14 protein-coding genes are annotated in these 13,642 nt (G+C 38.2%); 5 read left to right on the top strand and 9 right to left on the bottom strand.

The features are described 5' to 3' along the window. Positions 1 to 2 precede the first annotated feature (2 nt). Positions 3 to 812, top strand: coding sequence for a zinc ABC transporter permease subunit ZnuB (gene znuB, locus ABLC00_RS00805; RefSeq protein WP_006581277.1), 810 nt, complete (start codon positions 3 to 5; stop codon positions 810 to 812). Position 813: 1 nt separating this feature from the next. Here the strand turns inward: znuB and ABLC00_RS00800 are convergent, their stop codons facing one another. Then, a complete protein-coding gene (locus tag ABLC00_RS00800; RefSeq protein WP_033846984.1) occupies positions 814 to 1,440 on the bottom strand; it encodes a LysE family transporter in 627 nt (208 codons plus the stop codon). Between the two features lie 158 nt (positions 1,441 to 1,598). On the opposite strand from ABLC00_RS00800, the gene ABLC00_RS00795 reads away from it, so the two are divergent. Then, the gene (locus tag ABLC00_RS00795; RefSeq protein WP_006582305.1) at positions 1,599 to 2,519 is read left to right on the top strand and encodes a Dyp-type peroxidase; all 921 of its coding nucleotides are present in this window, start codon (positions 1,599 to 1,601) and stop codon (positions 2,517 to 2,519) included. Between the two features lie 45 nt (positions 2,520 to 2,564). On the opposite strand, the gene ABLC00_RS00790 is transcribed toward ABLC00_RS00795, so the two are convergent. After that, a complete protein-coding gene (locus tag ABLC00_RS00790) occupies positions 2,565 to 4,262 on the bottom strand; it encodes an NAD-dependent malic enzyme (RefSeq protein ID WP_348941215.1) in 1,698 nt (565 codons plus the stop codon). A 495-nt stretch (positions 4,263 to 4,757) separates the two neighbouring features. On the opposite strand from ABLC00_RS00790, the gene argS reads away from it, so the two are divergent. After that, positions 4,758 to 6,548 carry an arginine--tRNA ligase gene (gene argS / locus ABLC00_RS00785; protein WP_002054250.1) on the top strand — a complete coding sequence of 597 codons (1,791 nt, stop codon included), beginning with the start codon at positions 4,758 to 4,760 and terminating at the stop codon, positions 6,546 to 6,548. A 151-nt stretch (positions 6,549 to 6,699) separates the two neighbouring features. Next, positions 6,700 to 7,323 (top strand): SPOR domain-containing protein, encoded by a 624-nt coding sequence (locus tag ABLC00_RS00780; RefSeq protein WP_004711056.1) that lies wholly within the window; start codon positions 6,700 to 6,702, stop codon positions 7,321 to 7,323. Between the two features lie 43 nt (positions 7,324 to 7,366). Here the strand turns inward: ABLC00_RS00780 and ABLC00_RS00775 are convergent, their stop codons facing one another. The 6 genes from ABLC00_RS00775 to ABLC00_RS00750 form a co-directional block, all read right to left on the bottom strand. Further along, the gene (locus tag ABLC00_RS00775) at positions 7,367 to 8,035 is read right to left on the bottom strand and encodes a glutathione S-transferase family protein (protein ID WP_033846982.1); all 669 of its coding nucleotides are present in this window, start codon (positions 8,033 to 8,035) and stop codon (positions 7,367 to 7,369) included. Between the two features lie 113 nt (positions 8,036 to 8,148). Further along, a complete protein-coding gene (locus ABLC00_RS00770) occupies positions 8,149 to 8,556 on the bottom strand; it encodes an OsmC family protein (RefSeq protein ID WP_004711059.1) in 408 nt (135 codons plus the stop codon). Beyond that, positions 8,553 to 9,500, bottom strand: coding sequence for a pirin family protein (locus ABLC00_RS00765; protein WP_006581272.1), 948 nt, complete (start codon positions 9,498 to 9,500; stop codon positions 8,553 to 8,555). The genes ABLC00_RS00770 and ABLC00_RS00765 overlap by 4 nt, the downstream gene beginning before the upstream one ends. A 164-nt stretch (positions 9,501 to 9,664) precedes the next feature. Continuing rightward, on the bottom strand, positions 9,665 to 9,970 hold the full coding sequence (locus tag ABLC00_RS00760) for a DUF3861 domain-containing protein (protein WP_033846981.1): 306 nt from the start codon (positions 9,968 to 9,970) through the stop codon (positions 9,665 to 9,667). A gap of 21 nt (positions 9,971 to 9,991) precedes the next feature. Beyond that, complete coding sequence (locus tag ABLC00_RS00755) at positions 9,992 to 10,381, bottom strand: Fur family transcriptional regulator (RefSeq protein ID WP_004883923.1); 390 nt, start codon at positions 10,379 to 10,381, stop codon at positions 9,992 to 9,994. 13 nt (positions 10,382 to 10,394) lie between these two features. Continuing rightward, positions 10,395 to 10,922 (bottom strand): PadR family transcriptional regulator, encoded by a 528-nt coding sequence (locus tag ABLC00_RS00750; RefSeq protein WP_001249775.1) that lies wholly within the window; start codon positions 10,920 to 10,922, stop codon positions 10,395 to 10,397. Between the two features lie 272 nt (positions 10,923 to 11,194). Here ABLC00_RS00750 and ABLC00_RS00745 point away from each other — a divergent pair, with 272 nt between their 5' ends. After that, positions 11,195 to 11,692 carry a GNAT family N-acetyltransferase gene (locus ABLC00_RS00745; protein ID WP_000549856.1) on the top strand — a complete coding sequence of 166 codons (498 nt, stop codon included), beginning with the start codon at positions 11,195 to 11,197 and terminating at the stop codon, positions 11,690 to 11,692. A 55-nt stretch (positions 11,693 to 11,747) separates the two neighbouring features. Here the strand turns inward: ABLC00_RS00745 and guaA are convergent, their stop codons facing one another. Continuing rightward, positions 11,748 to 13,316 (bottom strand): glutamine-hydrolyzing GMP synthase, encoded by a 1,569-nt coding sequence (gene guaA, locus ABLC00_RS00740; RefSeq protein ID WP_002054280.1) that lies wholly within the window; start codon positions 13,314 to 13,316, stop codon positions 11,748 to 11,750. Positions 13,317 to 13,642: the final 326 nt, after the last annotated feature.

Genomic DNA, 13,642 nt, shown 5'->3' with positions numbered 1-13,642 from the left:
CCATGATGGAATGGTTACAATTATTGTTGCCCGCATGGATTATGGGAACCCTATTGGTCTTTTTGACCGCACCACTTGGTTGTCTCATGCTATGGAGACGTATGTCTTTTTTTGCAGACACCATGGCACATGGAACCTTACTTGGGGTAGCAATTGCTGGTGCTTTAAGCCTTCCCCTCTGGCTTGGCGTGGCAGGTACGGCTATTTTATTAGTCGCTATTTTATGGGCACTACATGACAATCGTTTACCAAACGATGCTTTGCTTGCCCTATGTTCAGCAACATTACTATGTAGTGGCCTCCTGTTTATTCAGCATGTTCCAAGTTTAAGACCGGAGCTTTTAAGTTATTTATTCGGTGACTTACTGAGTATTGACTGGCCAGACCTACCTGTTTTCACATTAATTATTGCTATATCACTGGCAATTCTTTATCGCTTTTGGCAACCTCAAATTCAAATTGCAATTGATCCGGACATTGCGATTAGTGAAGGTGTGAATGCGAAATGGCAGCGTCTTATCTTCATGTTACTGCTAGCCTTATTTACAGTATTAGCTTTACGTGCAGTTGGTTCACTTTTAATGGGAGCACTACTGGTTATTCCAGCATTGAGCGCCCGATTACTCGCTCACTCACCAAAGCAAATGGTTATTTGGGCTTTTGTTTTAGCTCAACTCGGTGTCAGTGTTGGCCTATGGTCAAGCGCAGCACTTAATATCTCGACTGGCCTCAGTATTGTTTTATGTATGGCTTTGAGTTTTGCTCTTATTTTTATGGTTCAAAAAATCAAAAATCAAACTCAAGCGGCCTAAATCAGGCTGCTTGATGGACCGTACTTAACAATAATGCTGCGCAACTAAACATGACAGCAAAACCACGGTTCAAATATTTTTGTTGCTTAGGAGAACGTAGTAATCTTAAAACTTTTGAAGCCAGCCCTGTATAACCAGCCATTACAATCAAATCAATCGTAACCATAGTGACTGCCATAATTAGATATTGTATCCATTGAGGTTTGTTTAAATCTAAGAACTGAGGCAAAACTGCCAATAAAAATACAATCGCTTTAGGGTTACTGATATTGACCACAAATCCATTTAACAGCAGAGCAGAAACAGTTTTATCCTTTTTTTCGTGTTGAATTTCTATGTCTTTTACTGGTGCAGTCCACTGCAAATAAGCTAAATACAGCAAATAAGCTACCCCAAACCACTTAACAGCCTGAAAAGCTAATGGGGTCGTCGCAAATAAAACACCTACACCTGCCGCCACAATCATGATTTGAATTAACAAGGCGATTTGCAAGCCAATTGCATTCCAGTAGCCATGTCTAAAGCCATAATTTAAGCCGCTCGACATAGAAGCAATAGCCCCTGCTCCCGGAGAAATACTAATGACCCAACAGGCCAACATATAAGCAAACCAAACTTGCAAAGACATAGCGAAAATAGACAATAAAAGTGGAATTATACCGTTTTATAAAACTATCGCGGCGATAATTCAAACAATAAAATCAATAAATAGACTACTAACAGCTCTTCGCATCAGGCACAATAATTAAAGCTCATACTAAATTATAATTGAGGAGAGATCTTCTAATGACTGCTCAATCTGTCATTTTGCCATTACCATCTGATCATGCCCGTTTTATTGTTCTTCGTTTAAAAGATCTAACAATTGCTGAATTAAAAGAACAACTCGAAGCTTTATTCGAAACACGTGACCGTCTCATTACTCAGCATTCAGACGCGCAAATTAAAACAGCAGTCGCTTTTGGTCCAGAACTTTGGAAACAGCTTTACAGTCAATCTCCTGCTGGCTTTAAACAACTTGAACCAGAAAATGGTGCATTCAACATGCCCGTCGTACCAGCTGATGTGCTTATCCACATTGCCAGTATGCGTTCTGATATTTGTTTTGCTTTAAGCCAAGCATTTTTTGAAGGTATTAAAGATAAAGTTGAGGTTCTGGATGAGCGTGTTTGTTTCCGTTACTTCGATGGTCGCGATATTACTGGCTTTATAGATGGCACTGAAAATCCTCAATTTCCAGACGACCGCGCAGAAACCGCTCTCCTCCCAGAAAGTGCTGGAGTATTTGCAGATGGTAGTTTCATCTTTGCGCAGCGCTATGCACACGACTTGGAAAAATGGAAAAAACTTAAAGTCGACGCACAAGAAAATGTCATGGGCCGTACCAAGCTTGAATCTATTGAATTAGATGATGATGTTAAACCGGAAAATGCCCATGTCGCTCGTACTGTCGTTGAAGATGATGAAGGCGAAGAAATGGAAATTTTACGTCACAGCTTACCTTACGGTGACGGTCGAGGTGATCAAGGCTTATTCTTCATTGCCTACACCAAAGACCTAAACATTATTGATGCCATGTTAAAGCGTATGTTTGGTACAAGTGGCGATGGCATTCATGACCGCTTACTGCACTTCGTGACACCACTAGACGGCGCATATTACTTTGCACCAAGTGAAGAGTTGCTAGAAGAAATTTTAGAGGCTTAAAAGATAAAAAGAGGAGCTTAAGCTCCTCTTTTTATATTCTCATTCTTAGAAAGGAATACGTTTATATTTACGGTATTCTGGTTTCCAGAACGATTGATCAATCTTCTGCTTAAGCAAATCATCACTAATGGTCACAGCCACACCATCTGCCATTGCAGCTTTTGCCACTTCAAATGCAATCACTTTAGACACTTGTTGAATTTCACCTAAAGGTGGCAATAAATCCGCTTGTGGATCTTTCAACAACGGTGAACAGTCTGCTAAAGCACTACTTGATGCCATAAGCATGTTTTCTGTAACACGTTTAGCACCTGATGCTACTACACCTAAACCAATACCAGGGAAAATGTATGAGTTATTGCACTGCGAAATATTGTAAAGCTTGCCGTGATGATTTACAGGTGCAAATGGGCTACCCGTTGCAATTAATGCTTTACCTTCAGTCCACTCCACAATATCAGCTGGTACAGCTTCCACACGTGAAGTCGGGTTAGATAACGGCATCACAATTGGTCGTTCACAATTGGCAGCCATGGTCTTAATAATTTCTTCGGTGAATAAACCTGGCTGACCAGAAACACCGATTAACACTGTAGGCTTGGCATTTTTAACAAAATCAAGTAACGAAATTACTTCTTCAATGTTGCCCCACTGATCTACTACTTCAGCTTTTTGAGCTAATTTACGTTGGAACTCTAATAAGTTCGGCTGGTTTTCAGTGATTAAACCAAAACGATCTACCATGTAAACACGAGCACGTGCTTCAGCATCGGTTAGACCTTCTGAAACCATTTGCGCAACGATTTGCTCTGCAATACCACAACCCGCTGAACCCGCACCTAAGAAAGCAATTTTCTGATCTTTTAATTGTTTACCTGCTGCACGGCTTGCAGCAATCAAACTACCAACAGAAACCGCTGCTGTTCCTTGAATATCATCATTGAAACAACAAATTTTATCGCGATATTTTTCTAATAATGGCATCGCATTTTTTTGTGCGAAATCTTCAAACTGGATGAGTGCTTTTGGCCAACGACGTTTTACAGCTTCAATCACCATATCTACAAATTCATAATACTCATCACCACTAATACGTGGTTGACGCCATCCCATGTAGATCGGGTCATTTAATAATTGAGGGTTATTCGTCCCTACATCGATTGTGATTGGCAATGTGTATGCAGGGCTAATACCACCACATGCGGTATAAAGCGAAAGTTTTCCAATTGGAATACCCATACCGCCAATGCCTTGGTCACCAAGACCTAAAATACGTTCACCATCCGTAATTACGATGACTTTAACGTTGTTTTTATTAACATTCTGCAAAATATCATCAATCACATCGCGATCTGGATATGAAATAAAAACACCACGATGACGGCGATAGATATCAGAGAAACGTTGACATGCCTCACCTACGGTTGGTGTGTAAATAATTGGCATCATCTCTTCAAGATGATTTTCAATTAAATGGTAGAACAGAGTTTCGTTGGTATCTTGGATATTACGTAAATAGATGTGCTTATTAATATCATCATTGAAAGCGCAATATTGCTGATAAGAGCGTTGGCTTTGCTCTTCGATAGTTTCAATAATATGTGGAAGTAACCCATGTAAGTTAAAGTTACTTCTTTCTTCTTGAGTGAAAGCGGACCCTTTATTCAAAAGGGGTAACTCTAAAAGTGTATAGCCTGCATAAGGGATATAAAGGGGATGTTTACTTGGGTGACCTGATATCATTGCCTATCTCATTTTCCAGCTTAGAACTCCGAAAAGTACAGTTCAGCACTCTCTAAAGCTCGTTGTATGCGTAAGCTTAAGACTATTTAATACAAAATAGGTATTTTAAACCGTGATATTGAAATTGAATACTATTTAGAAAAAACATACAACAAAATTAATATTAAAAATTAATTACTTACATTTTTCATCTTTTTTAAAATTATTCTTAATTAACTCTATATCTGACTTAAAATCTTATATTTTCTTACTAGCTTACATTTTCATAAAAAATACCAAGTGTTTTACTACCTTATAATTTAAAAAATATTGCCTACAAAGCCTGTATTTACGTATTTTCAGAATTGAATCACATTCATTTTTTAATATTTACAAAAAAAATAGTTATACGGAACTTCAAGAAAGAAATTAAATGAAAGCGTTAAATGCACTCCCCTAACTCATAGGAAATTTGCTATATTTGACGTTTTTCTGCGACATCTATTTTCGATTGATATGAATACGGCAATACAAGCAGCTCTCGACCATGCAGTGCAAACCCTTCAGCAAGAAGGTGTGCTTCCTTCGGATTGGAATAATTCAAGCAATTTAACGCGCACCAAAGACCGAAGCCATGGCGACTTTGCTTCTAATATTGCCATGATTGGCTCTAAAGCTGCTGGTATGAAACCACGCGATTTAGCTGAGAAAATTCTAGCAGCATTACCAGAAGTTGCAGACATCAGCAAAGCTGAAATCGCAGGTCCTGGTTTTATCAATTTCTTTTTAAATGCAGACCAACGTTTTGCGATTCTTGACCAAATTCAAGCTCAAAAAGAAAGCTTTGGTCGTAGCCAATCAAATGCAGCTAAAAAGATTCAAGTTGAATTTGTTTCAGCAAACCCGACATCTAGCCTACACGTAGGTCACGGTCGCGGTGCTGCTTATGGTATGACTGTTGCAAACTTACTTGAAGCAACAGGTGCTAAAGTTGATCGCGAATATTATGTAAATGATGCTGGCCGTCAAATGGATATTTTGGCGACTTCTACCTATTTACGTTATTTAGAATTATTGGGTCAAAATCTTGTATTCCCAAAAAATGCTTATCAAGGCGACTATGTTAAAGAGATCGCCCAAAGCATTATCGACAAAGATAACAATGCATATGTTCGTGATGTAGCAGACGTCTATAAAGATGTACCAGAAGATGTGCAATATGCTGAAGAGCTAGATAGCGAAGGCAACAAAGTCGTATTATCTGGCGACAAAGAAAAACACATTGATGGTCTTATTGCCAACTCACAACAATTATTAGGTGAAGGCTACCGTGTTTTCCATCAAGCAGCTCTTCATGCCATTTTAGATGACATTAAAGATGACCTTGCTGACTTCGGTGTAACCTTTAACCAATGGTTTAGCGAAGCGTCTCTTAGCGCAAAAATTGACGAAGCGTTGGAAACACTTGATCAACGTGGCTTCTTATATGAAAAAGATGGCAACATCTGGTTTAAATCGACTGAATTTGGCGATGAAAAAGACCGTGTTGTTAAACGTCGTAATGGTCAAACGACTTACTTTGCATCTGACATTGCATATCACTTAAATAAACTACAACGTGGTTATACTGACCTTGTTGATATTTGGGGTTCTGACCACCACGGTTATATCTCTCGCGTAAAAGCTGCGATTGATGCAATGGGTTATGACTCGAAAAAATTAACTGTTCTTTTAGTTCAGTTCGTAAGTTTATGGCGCGGTGGTGAGATGGTTCAAATGTCATCTCGTTCGGGTCAGTTCGTGACTTTACGCGACTTACGTAAAGAAGTTGGTAACGATGCTGCACGTTTTTATTATGTAATGCGTAAGAGCGAACAACACATTGACTTTGACCTTGACCTTGCTGTGTCACAAAGTAAAGATAATGCGGTGTATTATATTCAATATGCTCATGCACGTATTTGCCGCATGTTAGAAAAAGCAACAAGCACTGGCTTACAATTTGAAGTAAGTGCAGCTCGTTCACATGCTGCGCGCTTGTCACTTGATGCAGAAACTGAAATTCTTGCTAAACTAGCTGCATATCCAGACGTTGTATTACGTGCTGCTAATGCGTATGAACCACATCAAGTAGGTAACTACTTAAAAGAATTAGCTGCGCTATTCCACGGTTGGTACAATGAGCATAAAGTTCTAAGTGATGATGCTGAACTTACACAAGCACGCTTATTACTTTCAATCAACGTACAACAAGTACTGCGCAATGGCTTAGAATTACTCGGTGTTTCTGCACCTGAAGCCATGTAAGTTCATGTTGGGGTATTTGGCAAAGTCATATACCCCTTCGTGTTGCAAGAAATAACGCTTTGTAAGGTCTTCACCTATACAAAGCGATGTTTTAAAGTAAACGAGAACTAAACTCGAAATAAAACAAACAAAAGACAGAGGAATAATCCACGTGTTTGGCAAAACGCAACGCGGTGTATCTGAAAGACCTAATAAGCCTAAAAAGCCTTTAATTCCTAAATGGTTAGGGACACTTGTCGCTATTTTAGCGGTCTTATGTATCGCAGTAGTGCTCATGCTTTGGAAACCGTGGCAACCTGTTTCTTCAAAAAACCAGATTACTTCTGACCACTACAAAGAAGAAGAAACCAATAAAGATTACCGTTTTTACGATTTATTACCTCAACAGCAAGTTACCCCTATTCCGGAACAGGCTATTCCAGAAAGTAAAAACCAAGGTACTGCTATGATTGTTGAGGCACCTAGTACTGCTCAACCTGCTGCATCAGAATCTGTTGCTAATACTGATGACAATACTGACTCTACAGCTGCTGCACCTCAACAACCAAATTATATTTTACAAGTTCGTAGCTATGCTGACCCAGATCAAGCAGATGCTCGACGTGCAGAGATCATTTTAAATGGCTTATCAGCTGATGTAATTAAAAGCTCTGAAAATGGAAAGACTTGGTACCGTGTTATTTCTGGCCCATACGATACCCAAGAAGCTGCTCTTGCTGCTCAGCAAACCTTACAGCATAGCGGCATTGACTCTATCGTAATTAAACGCAAATAAAGATTAAGTAATAAAAAAGGAACAAGTATTTGTTCCTTTTCTTTTATATATCAGCACAATTTCTTTCGTTTGACCCCAAACCTTTCTGTCTTGCTTTTTGAAATGCTGGTCTTTGCTGAATCCGATGCAAAAATGCCTGAATATGCGGATATTTGCCTTGAAGACGGGACTGTAGAGCCTCTAATGGAAAGCTCATTTGAATATCGGCAAATGAAAAATCCCCTGCAAAATACTCATGCTCAGACAAGTAGTTTTCTAAAAAACTAATATGATCTTTCATACGTGGACGAACAAAATTTGCTTTAACCCCTTCTATAATTTTCTTTGCTACAGGTTGAATTAACCAAGGTACATGTTTATTCACGTTATTCATCACTAGAGTCATGACCAATAAGGGCATAAGTGACCCTTCGGCATAGTGCATCCAGTAAATATACTGCTGCAAATCCTGAGCTTGCTTAGGTTTAAACTGCTGATTTTGATCATAACGTTGCTGCAAATACTCTAAAATAACAGCTGATTCTGCAATAACTTGCTCATCGTCTGTCAAAATTGGCGCCTTGCCGAGCGGGTGGATACATTTCAAAGTTTCTGGTGCTGAATAGTTGGGAAGACGTTGATAATAATGAATATCATAATCTAAGCCTAACTCTTCTAAAGCCCATAAAATCCGAAACGATCGCGAACATTCCAGGTGGTGTACACTAATCATGATACTGCCTACTTTTATTTTTCTTTTTTACATAAAAAACAGCATGTGAACATGCTGTTTTATTCCATTTGTGGGATGGATATAAAATCATCCACCGCAACAAAATAGCATTTTTATGCTGTAACAAGCACAGTATGAATGTCTAAACTACGTAACAAAGTTTTAGTTACTGGCGTTTTACTACATACCGTTAAGATTTTTTGTTGAAGCTCTTCGTTCGGCAACTCTTTAAAAACAATACGACGCTCGATATGTTCTTCATGCTCACGATTGGTATGAAAATCAATTTCAACCGAAAACTCACCAAAGTCATAATCTTTATGCTTTGCATACATTCTTAAAGTAATGAGTGTACAAGCTGCCAGACTTCCAGTCAGCAAATCATAAGGTGCTGGACCTTGATCATGACCTTCTAACTTTTCTGGCTCATCACAAAAGTATTGATGGCGGCCACTGGTAATCTCACCCTTCCACTGTTCAGCAAGTGGCTTTGCTTTACTGCTCGCGATTACTGCTGTCATTTTGATGCTCTCATTTGATCTGGAAGAACTGGGGCTTCTAAACGTGCGCCAACATAATCGGGAATTTCGCCAAAACGTACATCATGATTAATCCACTGCTCACGCGCTTCTTTTAAATCATCCATAGTACGTGCTACAAAGTTCCACCATAATAAGATTGGAGTTTCAAAAGGTTCACCACCAATTAATAACACACGGTTCCCTTTCTTTACTTCAATCTCAATTTCACTTAAACCCGTATCTAATACCACCATATTGTCAGCAGTAAGTTCATGCCCATTCACATGAGCAACTCCATCTAATGCCATAAAACCATATTCAAACTCAGGATTTAATGGAATACGTGTTTTAGTATCACGAGTAGCAATTAAATCAACACCTATTAATGGTGTATGCACCACGACTGGAGAAGTCGTCTCTAAATATTTACCCACAAGTACAGTAAATTCTAGACCATCTTTTTCAACAACAGGCAACTCAGGATAATGTTCAAATTTCGGATCCATATTGCGCTTATGATCAGGTAAAGCAATCCAGAGCTGCGCAGCATGCATTTGGGTTTCAGTATCAGGTGCAACTTCTGTATGAGAGATACCATGACCGGCTGTCATTAAATTAACTTGTTTAGGACGAATTAATTGTTTTGAACCTAAGCTATCGGTATGCATCATGGTGCCTTCAATCATCCACGTGAAGGTTTGCAAACCAATATGCGGGTGCGGACCCACATCTAAACCATTACCTGCAGGAAATGTTACCGGGCCTGCATGATCCAGAAAACACCACGCCCCAATCATTCGCTTTTGTCGGCTAGGTAAAGCCCGCTTAATCACCGTCCCCTGTCCAATTTCAGCAGAGCGAATTGGAAATTCCTGAATGAATTGATTGGCAAATTTCTCGCAATCCTTTGAATCAGAAATATCGTAATCGTTATTATTGCTCATGATATTACTCTCTTTTACCTATGCTTTTGCAATGAGTTGTTATACTGATCTTAACAATACACTTATTATTCAATATAGTCTTTTAGTAATACACAGGGTCTTATGAATGAGACAATCGATTTTTAATTATAAAATAGAAAATAATTAAAGCTGCTTTAAGCAGCTTAAGATGATTGAGTTTTAACGAGCTGTTTTAGATTTTTCATAAATTGCCCGAACTGGGGAAAGAACTCTTGAAACAGTGGATGGTCCCGATTTTCCAACATGACTTCACTAAAAAGTTTTAGACCAACTCCAAAAGATTTCGTAGTTTGATCATCGAAAAATTCTGCGTTCTTTAACTTTTCAACAATCTCAAAAATGTCATCATGATTACCAGTATAGAACTCGAGCCTTTCCATATAGTTAGAAACTTCGCCTTTGGCATCTTTTAAATGTTGTACAGTAACGTGATATTGATGCTGTTTCATATATAAATTCTCTATTAAAAATTAATGGTTTTGGATAATTTCAATCTGCTTCAAGTCAACTTGAAATTGAGTAAATACAGATTGCAAACTCGCTAGAAATTGTTCTTGTTTCGCTTGTGTCAACTCTGCACAATAAATTTGTAGAAGTTGATTATTGGCTAACTCTGATAAATTAAATTTCGCTTCACCACGCTGAAATTGAGTATTTGAGATTAGGCCTGCTCCTTCCAAATCACTGACCACCCGATAAACTGTTGCCAAGCTCAACTTCTGTTTTTGGATATAGAGCTTTTGATAAATCTGTTTAACCGTTAAATCTTCCGCTTGCTCCTGAATTAAAGATAAAACAACAAGTCTTGGATGAGTGACTTTTAGGCCCGCTTCTTTGATTTTTTGCTGTAGCTCTAGCATGGCTTATCTCAACTTATAGACGCCCGATTGCAACCGCAGCCTGATCAATTTTTTCGGCAATTTGATAGATCTGCTCTTGCTTCAAGTCAGTAGTATTCAATTTCAAACGTAAGGCTGTTTTCAAATTTTCCATGGCGCGGTGAATTTCAATTAATTGATCATTACTGTGAATTTCACGTCTTAAGCGTAATTTTTCTAACAGCGCATTTAACTTATCTTTTTGTTCAGTTAAATAAGCCTCACCAAACTCCGTAATTTGATATTGCTTACGCTCTATATCTAACAAGTTAATTAGGTTCATTTCTTCCAGACTGGTTAAAGTCGGATAAATTGTTCCTGCACTTGGGGTATAGCCATCGCCTACCAAATCACTGATTTCTTTAATAATTTCATAACCATGCTTAGGACTTTGCTGAATAAGATGGAGGACTAAAAGTTTAATTCGTCCAGCTTCAAAAAGTCTTCCACGGCGTCCTGAACGGTGATGGCCGTGATGATGGTCATTATGTTCAGCATGATGATGTTCTGATTGTTGTCTCATCTTTGAAGGTTCTCTAATATGCTTAATTTATAATTATTAAGATATATCTTAATATATCTTTTATCAAGTATAAGTAATAATATACGATCTATTGTATTGATAGTTATCAAGATTAATTTTTAGCTAAAAGTTAAGCAATAAAAAAAGAGTGCCTAAGCATCTTACTAGCTAGTTTTCTGAGAAGAAGTTTAAGCTGACGAAAGAAAATAATATTTAGGATGAATTTCTTATAAAATGTAATATGTTAATTTTTCTTTTTAATCATAAATAATATGCACTTGTGTTATTTAAGCGATTTAACATTAGCAGATGCCTCTAATTTAGTTAGACTTTATACAAATGATACGACTAGAAAGTATTTAGGTGGACCCTTGGAAGTATCTCTAGCTCAAACGCGAGCACATACTGATATTAATACTCCAAGTAAATTACCTATTTGGGCAATTCGATCTTCTACTGATCATAATTTTCTAGGAATTATATCTCTGGATACTCATCATGACGGCTCAGATATCGAAGTATCATATGAATTGCTGCCGGAATATATGGGATATGGATATGCAACTCAAGCACTTGAATTTGTTTTAAATTATTCATTTAATGAATTAAATCTTAAGAAAGTAATAGCTGAGACTCAAACACAGAACAAAGCATCAATCAAATTACTAGAACGTGTTGGAATGGTTTTTGAGAAATCAGTAGAACGTTTTGGTTCAAATCAAAGTATTTTTTTTATTACTAATCATCAGTATATCGATAAACATAAATAATGCTTTTATCAATAGACATAAAAAAGGCAGGATTAAATCCTGCCTTTTCATTTGCTTATTCCCACTCAATCGTTGCTGGTGGTTTAGATGACACGTCGTATACCACACGTGATACATCTTTAATTTCATTCATAATACGCGTTGAGATTTTATCAACCAATTCGTATGGTAAATGTGCAAAACGAGCTGTCATAAAGTCAACTGTTTCAACTGCACGAAGTGCAATCACCCAAGCATAACGACGGCCATCACCTACTACACCAACTGACTTAACAGGTTGGAACACAGCAAACGCTTGAGCAGTTTTATCATACCAACCACTGTCACGAAGCTCTTGCATGAAGATGTCATCAGCAAGACGAAGAATATCTGCATATTCTTTTTTCACTTCACCCAAAATACGAACACCTAAACCTGGACCTGGGAATGGATGACGGTAGATCATGCTATGCGGTAAACCAAGTGTAGTACCTAATTTACGTACTTCATCTTTAAACAAGTCACGTAAAGGTTCAACCAATTCAAATGCTAAATCGTCTGGTAAACCACCCACATTGTGGTGAGATTTAATAACGTGTGCTTTACCTTGTTTGCTTGCAGCAGATTCAATTACGTCTGGGTAAATCGTACCTTGCGCCAAGAATTTCACGCCATCAAGTTTACGTGCTTCTTCAGCAAATACTTCGATAAATTCACGGCCAATGATCTTACGTTTTTTCTCTGGATCAACTTCACCAGCCAATGCATTTAAGAAACGTTGTTCAGCATCTGCACGAATTACACGGATACCCATGTTTTCGGCAAACATTTGCATCACTTGGTCACCTTCGTTTAAACGAAGTAAACCGTTATCAACAAATACACATGTTAACTGATCGCCAATTGCTTTGTGCAAAAGTGCAGCAACCACAGATGAGTCAACACCACCAGAAAGACCCAAAAGAACCTTTTCATTACCGATTTGTTCACGTAATTGTTCTACACGTAAATCGATAATGTGTTCAGGTGTCCAAAGGCCACCACATCCACAAATTTTATGAACGAAGTTTGCAAGTAACTCTTCACCTTTTGCCGTGTGCGTTACTTCTGGGTGGAATTGCACGCCATAGAAACGACGTGCTTCATCACTTACAGCAGCAACTGGACAACTTGGTGTGCTTGCAGTAATTGTAAAACCTTCTGGAATTTTGCTCACTTTGTCGCCGTGGCTCATCCAAACGTGTAACTGGTTTTCGCGGTCTTGTAAGTTGCCAATAAGTTGGTCACGTTTAACGATATCAACTTCGGCATAACCAAACTCATGTACAGTACCCGGCTCAACTTTACCGCCTAACTGTTCAGACATGGTTTGTAAACCATAGCAAATACCCAATACTGGAACACCTAATTCAAACACCACTTGCGGTGCTCGCGGGCTGCCCTCTTCATGCACACTCTCAGGTCCACCTGATAAAATGATACCGTTTGGCTTAAAAGCACGGATGTCTTCTTCAGACATATCAAAGGCATACATTTCAGAGTAAACACCAGCTTCACGTACACGACGTGCAATGAGCTGACTATATTGAGAGCCGAAATCCAGGATCAGGATACGATCTTCAGTAATTTGAGTATTGGTAGTCATGACAAACCACTAAATGGCAAAAGAATTAAGCGCGCCATTTTAACATTTTTCACGCTTCGGCGCACCGCAAATCATCATATATCTTATTTTTTTCATATCAGAATCATTTCTATATTGGGATTGATCAATATAAATTAAAATTTATTGATATTTATCAATATACTGTATACCCCTTAAAAACTTCATACACATTGATAAATTCATCACATTCTATGCAACATCGTCGTGAATTTGATGTTAAGATGACCCGATAAAACAGGCATTACCATGGAAAGGTAAATACCATTAGCGATATTTGTCTGTCCTTGAACAGTTATCCGTTTTTT

The sequence above is a fragment of the Acinetobacter nosocomialis genome (assembly GCF_041021905.1).
GTDB lineage: Bacteria > Pseudomonadota > Gammaproteobacteria > Pseudomonadales > Moraxellaceae > Acinetobacter > Acinetobacter nosocomialis.
The sequence above is the reverse complement of the archived record's forward strand: the minus strand, read 5'-3'. Positions and strand labels throughout refer to the sequence as shown.

Coding starts and splice junctions, on each gene's coding strand:
- ABLC00_RS00800 (WP_033846984.1), bottom strand. CDS start 1,440: ATGTCTTTGCAAGTTTGGTTTGCTTATATGTTGGCCTGTTGGGTCATT.
- ABLC00_RS00755 (WP_004883923.1), bottom strand. CDS start 10,381: ATGCTAGAGCTACAGCAAAAAATCAAAGAAGCGGGCCTAAAAGTCACT.
- znuB (WP_006581277.1), top strand. CDS start 3: ATGATGGAATGGTTACAATTATTGTTGCCCGCATGGATTATGGGAACC.
- ABLC00_RS00795 (WP_006582305.1), top strand. CDS start 1,599: ATGACTGCTCAATCTGTCATTTTGCCATTACCATCTGATCATGCCCGT.
- guaA (WP_002054280.1), bottom strand. CDS start 13,316: ATGACTACCAATACTCAAATTACTGAAGATCGTATCCTGATCCTGGAT.
- ABLC00_RS00770 (WP_004711059.1), bottom strand. CDS start 8,556: ATGACAGCAGTAATCGCGAGCAGTAAAGCAAAGCCACTTGCTGAACAG.
- ABLC00_RS00745 (WP_000549856.1), top strand. CDS start 11,195: ATGCACTTGTGTTATTTAAGCGATTTAACATTAGCAGATGCCTCTAAT.
- ABLC00_RS00760 (WP_033846981.1), bottom strand. CDS start 9,970: ATGAAACAGCATCAATATCACGTTACTGTACAACATTTAAAAGATGCC.
- ABLC00_RS00750 (WP_001249775.1), bottom strand. CDS start 10,922: ATGAGACAACAATCAGAACATCATCATGCTGAACATAATGACCATCAT.
- ABLC00_RS00775 (WP_033846982.1), bottom strand. CDS start 8,035: ATGATTAGTGTACACCACCTGGAATGTTCGCGATCGTTTCGGATTTTA.
- ABLC00_RS00765 (WP_006581272.1), bottom strand. CDS start 9,500: ATGAGCAATAATAACGATTACGATATTTCTGATTCAAAGGATTGCGAG.
- ABLC00_RS00790 (WP_348941215.1), bottom strand. CDS start 4,262: ATGATATCAGGTCACCCAAGTAAACATCCCCTTTATATCCCTTATGCA.
- argS (WP_002054250.1), top strand. CDS start 4,758: ATGAATACGGCAATACAAGCAGCTCTCGACCATGCAGTGCAAACCCTT.